General features: G+C 35.8%; 10 protein-coding genes. 7 read left to right on the forward strand and 3 right to left on the reverse strand.

Annotated features, from left to right (window positions below; all coding sequences use genetic code 11):
- Nucleotides 1–32 precede the first annotated feature (32 nt).
- From ACY9Z2_RS10410 to ACY9Z2_RS10435, 6 genes are all read left to right on the forward strand, one after another.
- Nucleotides 33–716 (forward strand): response regulator transcription factor, encoded by a 684-nt coding sequence (locus tag ACY9Z2_RS10410; RefSeq protein ID WP_463609570.1) that lies wholly within the window; start codon nucleotides 33–35, stop codon nucleotides 714–716.
- Nucleotides 706–1785, forward strand: coding sequence for a sensor histidine kinase (locus tag ACY9Z2_RS10415; protein ID WP_463609571.1), 1080 nt, complete (start codon nucleotides 706–708; stop codon nucleotides 1783–1785). Before ACY9Z2_RS10410 ends, ACY9Z2_RS10415 begins: the two co-directional genes overlap by 11 nt.
- 215 nt (nucleotides 1786–2000) lie before the next feature.
- Nucleotides 2001–2543: an RNA polymerase sigma factor gene (locus tag ACY9Z2_RS10420; RefSeq protein ID WP_463609572.1), complete on the forward strand. Its 543-nt coding sequence runs from the start codon at nucleotides 2001–2003 to the stop codon at nucleotides 2541–2543.
- On the forward strand, nucleotides 2530–3699 hold the full coding sequence (locus ACY9Z2_RS10425; RefSeq protein ID WP_463609573.1) for a hypothetical protein: 1170 nt from the start codon (nucleotides 2530–2532) through the stop codon (nucleotides 3697–3699). Before ACY9Z2_RS10420 ends, ACY9Z2_RS10425 begins: the two co-directional genes overlap by 14 nt.
- Before the next feature lie 154 nt (nucleotides 3700–3853).
- Nucleotides 3854–4162: a YolC/YozM family protein gene (locus tag ACY9Z2_RS10430; RefSeq protein WP_463609574.1), complete on the forward strand. Its 309-nt coding sequence runs from the start codon at nucleotides 3854–3856 to the stop codon at nucleotides 4160–4162.
- Between the two features lie 726 nt (nucleotides 4163–4888).
- Nucleotides 4889–7675, forward strand: a complete 2787-nt coding sequence (locus tag ACY9Z2_RS10435; protein ID WP_463609575.1) for a TrlF family AAA-like ATPase — start codon at nucleotides 4889–4891, stop codon at nucleotides 7673–7675.
- A 713-nt stretch (nucleotides 7676–8388) separates the two neighbouring features.
- On the opposite strand, the gene ACY9Z2_RS10440 is transcribed toward ACY9Z2_RS10435, so the two are convergent.
- Complete coding sequence (locus ACY9Z2_RS10440; RefSeq protein ID WP_463609576.1) at nucleotides 8389–8568, reverse strand: hypothetical protein; 180 nt, start codon at nucleotides 8566–8568, stop codon at nucleotides 8389–8391.
- An 87-nt stretch (nucleotides 8569–8655) separates the two neighbouring features.
- Nucleotides 8656–9771 (reverse strand): NAD(P)/FAD-dependent oxidoreductase, encoded by a 1116-nt coding sequence (locus ACY9Z2_RS10445; protein WP_463609577.1) that lies wholly within the window; start codon nucleotides 9769–9771, stop codon nucleotides 8656–8658.
- 87 nt (nucleotides 9772–9858) lie between these two features.
- Here ACY9Z2_RS10445 and ACY9Z2_RS10450 point away from each other — a divergent pair, with 87 nt between their 5' ends.
- Nucleotides 9859–10371, forward strand: coding sequence for a tetraspanin family protein (locus ACY9Z2_RS10450; RefSeq protein ID WP_463609578.1), 513 nt, complete (start codon nucleotides 9859–9861; stop codon nucleotides 10369–10371).
- A 24-nt stretch (nucleotides 10372–10395) separates the two neighbouring features.
- On the opposite strand, the gene ACY9Z2_RS10455 is transcribed toward ACY9Z2_RS10450, so the two are convergent.
- A complete protein-coding gene (locus ACY9Z2_RS10455; RefSeq protein ID WP_463609579.1) occupies nucleotides 10396–11898 on the reverse strand; it encodes an FAD-dependent oxidoreductase in 1503 nt (500 codons plus the stop codon).
- Between the last annotated feature and the right edge of the window lie 113 nt (nucleotides 11899–12011).

The raw sequence follows: 12011 nt of genomic DNA on the forward strand, positions 1-12011 counted from the left end.
CGTATAGTATACTAGTTTGAGAGGTGAACGGGATGAAGCAAAGCCTATTGGTGGTAGAGGATGATCGGATGATTCGCGAACTTGTTAGCATCTATTTAAAAAACGCTGGTTATGAAGTGGTGGAGGCATCGGATGGAGAAGTCGCAAAGGAAGTGTTTCTTAAGAATCATCCATGCTTGATAATTCTTGATCTGATGCTCCCAAAACTAAGCGGAGAGGAATTTTGCAAGTGGGTTCGGGAACAGGAGCGGAATGAGGTATCTATTATAATGCTATCGGCGAAAGCGCGTACAGATGATAAAATCAATGGATTGAAAATTGGCGCCGATGATTATTTGGTGAAGCCGTTTGATCCGGATGAACTTGTTGCGCATGTAGAAGCTGTTTTGCGGCGGACGGGACAGTTTTGCCAAAAGATTGCCTACGATGGCTTATGTATAAAACCCCGAAAAGGTGAAGTATTGCTGTTGGATAAACAATTAAAGCTGACAAAGCATGAGTTTAACCTGCTTTATCACTTCATGGAGAATCCGAATGTGGTAGTTTCAAGAGAGGATCTCATCCACCAACTATATCCGTATGCCGATAAAACCGTGCTAGACCGTACCATCGATGCCCATATAAAAAAACTACGAGCAAAAGTCGAGAATAATCCCGCTTCCCCTACACGAATTACAACTGTTCGAGGAATGGGGTATAAATTTGTTGCGGAGTAAATCTACAAAGTCACTTCTTCCAAAGCGGTTTTTAGTGCGGTTAACGTTTATCAATATACTTGTTATTGCCTCGTTTGTCGTACTAAGTAGCTGGGCGATCTATAACACAGCATGTTTTCTAGCAGATGGAATGGGAACGATGAATAGTCAAAAACAAGCGCAGTTCGACGCAACGCTTTTTAACTATTTATTGATATTTAGCATATCTACTATCTTAATTGGTAGTTTGATTCATTTTTATTTAACCAAAAAATTGATGCGTCCATTAAGATCGTTGATTGAATCTACTAAAGTGATGAAACAAGGACAATATCCTCGTCCGATTGAAGGGAAAACCGAGGATGAGATCGGACAACTGATTGATCATTTCAATGATTTGGTCCAACAATTGAAAGATAACCAACAGCATCGGCAAAAGCTTGTGTCAGATTTATCCCACGAAATTCGCACCCCATTGTCAAACTTGAATGGGTATTTAAACGCATTAAATAAAGGCGTCATTGAAGGTGACCAAAAATTGTATCAATCCCTTCACCAGGAATCGAAACGGCTTATCGACATGGTTGAACAGATTGAGCAGTTAAAGGAATGGGATTATGTGTCCCAAACATTTTTAGAAAAAGAGCCGATAGATATGGAAGTGTTGGTCGAGCAATCAGTGGCGATGTTTCGTTGGTCGTTGAATAGAGAAGGTATGGAAGTCAACGTTCAAGTAGAACCCGGGAGTGTACATGTGAATAGGAGCGGAATCTCACAAGTTATTAGTAATTTAATCGATAATGCCATTCGATACTACCAAGGATCAGGACCAATCATAATAGAAGGTAAAAGATTAGCGTCAGCATACATGCTCTCCGTAACTGGACCTAGTCAAATGATTATGGAAGCAGAACAGGAAAAAATCTTTGAGCGGTTCTATCGGATAGATCCATCGCGGGCACGGAATACAGGGGGAACAGGATTGGGGCTTGCTATTTCAAAAGAAATTATTGAACGACATAAGGGGGAAATTGGGGTAGAGTCAGAGGGTGAGTATCATAAATTTTGGTTTACACTGCCGCTTCGTTAGATGAAAAATCATCGTGTGGCAATTGGAATTGTCCATATGCAGAAGAATCACCATGCCTTACTTGTAATGCGAGTTAATTAAAGAAGTCACTATTTACTGAGATAGTGGCTTCTTTAATTTTCTATTCAATATGGATGGAGAAAAATATAGTGAAAGTGCAACTTTTATTATATTTGTACGTCTATACAATAAATTTAGTGAAAAGGAGGTTTACTTTGCAAAGTTTGATGAAAAAGCAAGAGGAAAATAATAATTTAATTATTCAATGGTATGACCTATATAGTAGCGGGATATTCAAGTATATACATAAAATGGTGAGGGATGCTCACCAGGCTGAAGATTTAACTCATGATACTTTTATTAAGGCACATCAATATGTTTCTCTTGAAAAAAGTATAGATTACCCAAAATCTTTTCTTTTTAAAACGGCACATAATCTGACGGTTGATCATATAAGAAAAAGTGCGCCTCTTAATATGGTAAAAGATATATTTATAAATAACAATAAACAGCAAGAATCAATTGAATCGATGGTAGAAATTAAGGAGGAAGCTAAAGAGATTTATTTAGCGCTTCAGAAACTAAAAATCTCGTATCGACAAGTAATTATTTTACGTAAAATTGAAGGTTTCTCTATTCGCGAAACTGCCCATATTTTAGGTTGGTCAGAGAGTAAAGTGAAATCAACATTGTTTCGTGCAATTCCAAAATTGGAAAATGAACTCATTAAGGGAGGTTTTATTAATGAACCATCATGAGGATTCATTTCTTGATAATACTTTAAGGAACTTAGATAACAAAATAACTTGGAATGAAAATAGCAAACAAAAAGTACGTAAAAACATTATTTCTAAAATAAATAAAGAAAAAAACGTTAAATCAACAAAGTTAATACATACTATGAAAAATGCTGTTATTCCTGTATTTGCATTACTATTGTTGGCAGGTTTATCACTTCCACTTGTATTCAATCAGATAAACTTGGATGATCCGAAAACTGACCAACCATCCCAAACGATGCAAGCTGGAGTTGATTCTGAATCCAATCAATTTCATACTAAATATACCCTAACTCAAGAGCAACTATCTAAATTAAATGATATTAAAAATACCGGTTTTGATATTAGGTTACCAGAAAATTCAATAGACAAAAATGTAGTTGTTTCAAATATTGTAAAAAGAAAGGCTGGTTCTGGTGAGCATATAGAAATTACATATAGTCTAGGAGGCAAGGCGGTATATCAGTATCAGCAGGAATCCATTGGAAATACTAATGAGAAGACAATTGACGATGCTCTCAATAGAATTAAAGACTCGTCTTATAAAGAAATAAATATAAGTGGTAGTACGGGTTATTTAGCAAAGAGTGAAATGAGCGAAAAATTATCCCTATATATTCCGACAAGCAATTACGGATTTATGTTAACATCTAGCTATTTAACCAGTGATGAGCTAGTTAATATAGCAAGTTCAATTAATTTAACAGGAAATCAGGAATCAAAAGAGGAAGATTTAAAAGATAAGGAAGTTCCTTTTGAAAGTATTCCAGCAAAAGACGTAGTAAATAGTTTAAACATTCCAGTGAATGCACATGAAAAAATTCCGTTTCTAAAAGGAGAACCAAATGTAATTGCTACAGATACACCAGAAGGTAAAGTAGTAACGCTAACTTATTCAGCAGATGAAGGTCGGTTTTTAATTGGGGAATCTGAACATAAAATGGGAGAAAATGCGTTTAATGATGTGAAAAATTGGTATAAGGAATATGAAGTAATGAAAATCAAAGGTAAAGACGCTATTTACAATGAAAGAAAAGGAACTCTTCACGTTGTAACAAAAGAAAAGATATTTACTTATGATGGTCCTAAAAAAGATATATTAATCCAATTAGCTAACTTGACTAAGTTTAATTAAATAAATAGAGTATGAGACAACGTTTATCATAAGGTAAACAGAAATATTGTTCCTTTTACTTAATTAGGGGAGTACAAGTGATTTCTACTTTGGTTCATTTAACACTTTCATGGGATAATGCCTGTAACAATTAAAAAACAGTGGAGGGAAGAAAATGGTTATGAAGAGCAAGATCGGCATATTTGTTTTATCGTGTGCAGTCATAGGGATTACGCTATTTGGAATTCTGCAAAAAGAACCGTACAGTACAGAGAAGGTGATGGACTCCTTATGGAATAAGCATGATGTTCAAAGTACAATTATAGGTGAGACTGACTCTGTTCTTGACGTATCAGTTTACGACGAAAAAGATATAAACGTAGTTAAGGGTTATTTGAAAAGTAACTTATCCGAGGAAGATTTAAAACACTATGAACTCAATGTGTATGTATACTCTTCAAATCCAGAGGGGTTTCCTCAATAATGCACAAGAAAGTTTAGGTTCAGATGATTTAAATCTAAATACAGTCAAATTAAAAGTCTTTCGGAGCTAAGTCACATTTTAACTTCCTTTCTGTTAGTTATTTCTTCTTTTTAAACATAAAGAGTATTTATTTTAAACTCATTACTCGCAATCTCAAATAATGTTAATAAGTCTTTATTTTTACACAGTAAAAGAGTTTAAGAAGCATATGTAATGACGATAAAGTTATTTAATTCTGAATCCCAAAACACATTACACCGTCCTCGAATGAGGGCGGTGTAAAAATAATCTTGTTGATTATTTTTTTTATAATTGCTGAATTACACCTCATAAACACAACAGTAAAGCTGTTTAAATTGATAGTTGTTCCACAAACGCGCCCGATTGTTAAATATCGTTCTGTTTTGTCGCTTATTAAATGCATTCCTTATTATTACACCTTTCAACTCTAATCGTAACCTTTTTGCACTGTAATACTCCGTGGAATTGGACATTTATATTATTTTAAAACTAAATATACTTTAAATTTTGGCTGTAGTTTTAGAACCCACTCAACATTTTAAGCTCTTTGACTTAACAAAAGTTGTTGTTTCATAATTTAAAAGTTTTCAAGTTTTCCTAGTAACTCTTACTATCAAACGTGTCTGTTTGGGTTGAATGTTGTATAATGACAGCATGGTTTATGGTAAATACTCCCTAGTAACCTATTAAAAATGGAGGTGTAGTATGGATTTTAGAGGAAACAAATGGTATAAATGCGACTTACATTTGCATACACCTGAAAGCAAATGTTTCCCCAATAAAGAAGTTAGCGCAAAAGAATGGGTCCAAGCTTGCTTGGATAGGGAACTAGAAGTAGTCGCTGTCACTGACCACAATAGTGGTAATTACATTGATCAGATTATTGAAGCTGCCCAAGAAACGGATTTAACAGTTTTTCCTGGTGTGGAAATTACTTGTGATACTTCAAAAGTTCATCTATTAATTTTGTTTGATAAGGATATGCGTTCAAGTGACATCAATGAATTTCTTCATTATTGTGGAGTTCAAGACCATAAGTTCGCAGAACAAGATGCGACAACGAAGGAAACAGAAACTATATTTACCGTTGCAGAAAAGGCTAATAATCGTGGAGCCCTTGTTATCCCAGCCCATATAGATGAGTATAGTGGCATCTCTGAAACCAGTTTCCAAACAATGCAAAGATTCTTAGATAAGTCTTATATTAATGGCGTTCAAGTTGTTAACGAGGAACTGTATAACTACGGAAATTACTCCCCTCAAGAGCGTCTCGAAGCACTTACTGAAAGATATTCCAACGTTAACGAGGAACTTATAAGAAAGTGGAGTAATGCAGTGAAGCAATCTCAGGAAAGAAACAAAGCGATTCTTACTTTTTCAGATAATCCAAGTGGTCCAAAACAGACTACTCATGGTCTTTGGGGAATCGGAAATAGATATACTTGGATCAAAATGGAAGAGGAAGTATCCTTGGAGAGTCTGAGGCACGCTTTATTAATGCCACATCAAAAAATAAAGAACGATTTTGATTATCAGTCCAACCCTTATACTAAACCAGATCTACTTATTAAAGGCATAGTAATTCAAAAAACCGTTTTAAACATGGAAAATCCTATAGAAATTCAATTTAACCCCCAATTGAATACCATCATCGGTGGGCGTGGAACTGGTAAATCTGCTATAAACCGAATCATCCGTGGACTTTTAGATTATAATAATGACCTACTTGATTTTGATGAACTACTCAAAGAACAAACAAATTTCTTTAAACAATTTGAAGCAGCTAGAGTGGAAGAAGAAAAAAAAGGGATTTTGACGAATGATACGGAAATAGAGCTCTATTTAGAAAGATTAGGACGTACATACAAAATTGTTTACTCCAACTTTCAAGGAGATCAATTTACTAAAACCTCTTACAAATTGAATGACAAAGGAATTTTCGAGGAGTTAACAGATTCAGTTTTAGGACTATTTCGTGCTGAAATTTATTCTCAAAAGCAAATCTATCACATTGCTACACGCCCTAATGCTCTAAGAGAAAAAATTGACCAATCTATAGATTCATTAGATGAACACTTGATTACATTAGAAGAAATGAAGGATAAATATTTTGTGACAACTGCTAAAATAAGAACCATACAAAATCGAATTAATAAAAAGGGGAGACTTGAATTAGAGAAAAACGATATTAAAGAAAGACTTTTAGAGTTCGAAGAAAAGGGCTATCAAACCATTTTAAAAAAACAGAAGACAGCTGAAGCTGATTATTCCCTTCTGCAAAATATAGTAACTGATCTAGAGCAAAAAGAAAGTAGACTTGGAGAATTTATGGAAGAATTCACTTACCTAGATTTTGATACATATGAATTCACTCCAGATGCAGAAGAAGAATTAAAAGTGATCTTAGCTAGAAACACTACAGAATTCCAAGAAGTAATTACAAAACTAGCAGAAGTAAGCACAGCTTTAACTAAAACAAAGGAATCTTTGAATCAAGCGATTAATACTTCAACTTGGAATCAGCATTACGAAGAAGTTAAAAAGGATTATAAAGCATTACAAGAAGAACTGACTTCAGAAGAATTAAACGATTTAGGTAATATAGAAACCCTTTCAAATCAGTTAATTGAAAAAGAAAACGAACTTGAAGATATTGAAAAAAGTCAAAAAGAATTAGATTCTCTATCAGTAGAGTTAAACAGTATTTCAGACTCTTATCTAGAATCAAGAAAACAGGTCACATCTTTTCGAAGAGAGTTTCTACAAACGGTACTTGCTGGTACACCAAATATAAAAATTGAAGTTAAGCCGTTTCGTGATTCTGAAAATTATGAAACCGAGTTAAGAAAGATTCTTCAAAAACCAGATACATTTGCAGATGATTTCCTAACAATAAATTCTATAGTTTTTAATGGTCAAGTAGAGCGAAAAATTCAAGATTTACGAGAGTTGGTAACCTCTGTTAGAGACACGAAAGAAGATGAAGAAATGTTCACTAAGAGATTCAATACCTTAATCCAAGGTTTAAATGATGAACAAATGGATAAGATTAGACTTCTCTATCCAGAAGATAAAATTGAAGTTCAATACAAAGCAAATGATGCGTCAGGATTTAAATCTATCTCTAACGCTTCAGCTGGCCAAAAAACGTCAGCAATACTCACGTTTCTTTTATCTTATGGATCTTCTCCTCTTTTATTGGATCAGCCAGAGGATGATTTAGATAACCAACTTATCTATGACTTAATTGTAAATCGTTTAACCAATTCTAAAAACAATCGCCAGATTATAGCTGTTACTCATAATGCGAACATTCCAGTTAACGGGGACTCCGAGTGGGTGGTAGCAATGAATTCCGAGAGCAAGGATATAGAAGTCCTTTATGAAGGTTCTATTGAAAACCGGAGAGTTAAAGACTCAATATGTAACATAATGGAAGGTGGAAGAGAGGCTTTTCAACTGCGTGCCAAACGTTACAAATTAGAAATTTAAATTTTTTTCTGTTGTATGTAAGAACTGGTTCCTTTTACCAAACATGCCTTCCAGCAAGTACTATCTAAAAAACAGACTACTTTTCTTTATGTAGTCTGTTTTTTTATCTTCCTTCTTAATAAGTTGATTTTTGCCCCAATTATAAGAATAAAACACCATCTTTCATCTCATCAAACCCTCTATTTATTTTTACATAGTTATCTAGTTATTTTAAATAGTTCTTCCATAATCAATTTGCCTGATTGTGGCATAGTCACAATCACACAATCCAAACATTAACGTATTTGTACCAAATTTTTTAACACCTTTATTGCAAATGTAACACTTTTATTGTCATAACGCTTAAGAAACAACATGTATATGTTAGTCATGACTAATAAAGATAGAATCAAATTTTATTAAGACTTTTATATTTAGTCTTGAAAATGTCCACTGCATGATGATTTTTTTCGCCATGTAAGAAACGTCTGGAACGACCCTTGTAATCTAAAATTTATTTTAGATAGTAGTATAGAAATCAGCTATAAAGTCATTTGTTTAAGATGTATGTAAAAGCTTAACTTTATATAATAGAACTATCATAATAGATTGGCTTCATACGAGGGTTTAGTAGTACTGTCGATCTGCCATTAGTCTTAATTGGAGACTTCCAAGGAGAAGTTTTACCTATGGACATTCTTAGTACGCTAACGCTCATGATATCCTTCGGGATGTTAATAGCGTTCATCGTTTTTAATAATAACCATAAAAAATAATCCCTCATGCACTCTAGCAGGTATGTGAGGGATTATTTTTATCTCGCTACCTACCCCTCTTGTCGGGTTCGGTCTATTTCGACCGTTCCATGTATCAGCACGTGCGGTCTTATAATCTTTCTGTGCTAAATTAGACAACGATATCAATGCTTATACATATTTTTTTACTTCTTTGCTTCTCCAACATCATTTTAGCCAGTTCAATATGTTAATAGAAAAAGTAGCTTATACAATCGCCTGTGAAACAGAATAGTCCTCTAAAGCAACATCCGTTGGTTGCTCTAGAACAATGTTCGCAAGTTGCTTTCCGATAAATGGACCCATTGTAAGACCTGACGCACCTAAACCGTTCCCGATAATTAACTTATCGAACCTAGGTACTTGACCGAATACGGGTAAAAAGCCAGGAGTAAACGGGCGAAATCCGACACGCGTTTCTAGCATCGTACTTTCTGCTAGTGCTGGTGTAATATCCAGTGCTTTAGCTAAAATCTCATGAACTCCACCTGCAGTAACCCTAGTGTCAAAACCTACATTGTCCTCATGGGTAGCTCCAAGAACGATTCGGTTATCGGCTAGCGTTAGCATATATTGGTTTGTTGGTGGCATGATTACTGGCCATTTTGACGAATCCATACCTGGAAGCTGTACATGAATAATTTGTGCTTTTTGAGTCGTGACATCGACGTTAATTCCAATCGGCTTTAGTAGTTCAGGCATCCATACGCCGTTTGTGGCAATAACTGTATCTGCGTGGATCGTTTCGTCCTCAACCTGAATGCCTGTAATTGCGTTACCTTCTTGAATAATGGATGCGCTTCCTTCAAGTACTGTTGCACCATGTTTTTTCGCACCATTTAGTAATGATATGCAAAGCTTTCGACCATCTACACGAGCTGCGCCACTAACATGAACAGCTTGATAGGTGCTTTCTAATAGTGGGAAAAATTCTTTTGCTTGTTGGTGGTCAAGTAATGTTACCTCTCCAATTTCGGGTGCATCTTCACGCCTTTTTAATGCGCGTGTTTTCATCGCTTCTAATTTTTCGACGGATGTATGAATGCTTAACGCACCAACCCGGTCGTACCCGGTATCCATTTCGCCATCTTTTCTCAACGACGCGATTAATTCGGGGTAAATTCCCGCTCCGCCTTTTGCAAGCTGATACCATTTTTTGTTTCGGCGCTGGGAAAGCCAAGGGCAAATAATCCCTGCTGCTGCGTCTGTTGCTTTTCCAGGGTCTTTTCGATCAATTACGGTAACGTCAACGTTATTTTTCGATAGATAATAGGCAGTGGAAGCGCCTAATATTCCACCGCCAATGATAATTACTTTTTTCATAGTAAAAAATCCTTTTCTAGTATAATCTAATATTACTATAACGTTTTTCGTGTCATGTGTCATAATAAACAGAAGGTGGTGGGTGAGATGTATGAAAATAAGGTTGCAAAAATTTTATTTATAATAGGGGTTGCACTAATCACAGTTGGAATTTTAGGTGGTTTAGCCTATGCATTTCAGGCGGCAGACTATGTGAACGCATTTCGATGGGGAACATTTCTTTTATGGACGGTTGGTGGTATTACAATTGGCATGCTTTTTATTGGCTTTGCTGAAAACATCAACTTATTGCACCGTATCTATTTCAGAATGCTTGGAGAAGAGGTAGAACTGGACGAAGAAATAGTAGAAGAAAGTCCTGCTCCTCTCCATGACTGGTTTTTACCAGGTGAAGATCGTGAAAAAATTGAACAGTATTATCAACATGAAACGATTCTCGATATTACACCTTCAAATATGGAAGGCTATTGTATTGTTAAATTAGAATATGATGCAACTGAATATGTTCGGGTGGTCGATATTCATGGATTTGGCGTTCGTGAGGTTCAAAATGAAGAACTTCGAGGCACCATTATTACTTGGTACAATAATCAGCCCTGATCTATGAAGAACAGGGCTGCTTCGTTATTTTTCAACTTTTTCTAATGCTTCAAGTGCCGGGCCTTCAATGACATCGCCTGTTGCGTTAAAGCGTGATCCGTGACATGGACAGTCCCATGTCTGGTCACCATCATTCCAAGCAACACCACATCCCATATGCGTACAGGATATATCTAATAGGTGAAGCTTACCATTCGTATCTCGGTAGGCACCGACATCATCACCGTTTAATTCAACAACGGCACCTTGTCCATTTGCTAAATCCTCTGGCTTGGATGCTGCGTTAGCTTCACTGTTCTCTTGGGAATTTGTAACCTCTTCTTGGTCGACTTCTTTCATCTCTCGAAAGGGTGAAAACAATGCAGTGTATGCGTTAAATTTTCCTAAGATTAAATCGGTTATTACTTCTGCACCAATGGTTGCACTCGATAGACCCCATTTACCAAATCCTGTAGCTGTATAGATATTTTCTTTATCCATGAACATTTTTCCGATAAATGGAATTCGATCTGGTGTATAGAGGTCATGTGACGACCAGTGATCAACGATTTCTTTTACGCCAAAAAGTTCGTCAGCGTATTCTACAAGATCTTCGTATCGTTCTTGACTTGATTTGCCATCTCCTGTGCCATGGCTTTCTCCGCCGACAAGAATATAATTTTCACCTTGAGACGTCATTCCACGCATGGTTCTTTTTGGCGAATCGGTATTTATATACATACCTCCTGGATAGGATTTTTCAGCTTTAATGGTTAAGGTATAAGAGCTTTCAGGCTGAATATTCCCAGAGTAAAAATCATCCGGCTCGTACGTTGGCGCATGTGTAGCCATGACGACATTTTCACATGTAATTTCATATTCTTGGTCGGTTTTACATACAAGTTTATCTTTTTCGTCTATATCCATAACCGCTGTATTTTCAAAAATTTTTCCGCCGTTTTTTTCAATTGATTTTAATAAGCCATGCAAGTATTTAATAGGGTGAAACTGAGCCTGTTTCCGCATGACGATTGCAGACGTAACATCCAGATTAAGCGGGATACTAGTAACTAAATCACCATCAATCCCAAGTGTTTGATATGCTTGAAATTCTTTTTCTATTTTCTTCTTCCATTTGTCTGATTGCGTATACACATAAGCATCTGATTCTTCGAGTTCACAGTCCATTCCTTCCTCAGCCTGAAATTTTTTAACAAGAGCCAGAGCTTCCATATTAGCCTGATAATATTTTTTTGCAGTATCTTCACCATATGTTTGAATTAGATCATCATAAATTAGGTTGTGTTGAGCAGTTAGCTTAGAAGTGGTAAAGCCGGTTGTACCACTAGCAAGTTTTCTAGCCTCAACGAGTGCAACCTTCTTTCCTTTTTTGGAGAGCATATACGCTGTTGTAATCCCGGCGATTCCACCACCTGCCACAACTACATCGACATTTACGTTTTTGTTTAACGGAGTATAGGTTGGTAGCTTTTCTGTATTTCTCCAGAAAGATGATGGCGCTTTTTGTAATGCTTGTCTCGTTACCATTTAGAATCCTCCTTTTTGAAAATTATCTAGTTATATTTCCTTTCCTTCTTTTATTTCGTTCTAAACAAGGGAACATTTTTTCTTTTGCATTTCACGACAATAATTGATATAAA

Source organism: Virgibacillus sp. GM2-2 (assembly GCF_055329585.1).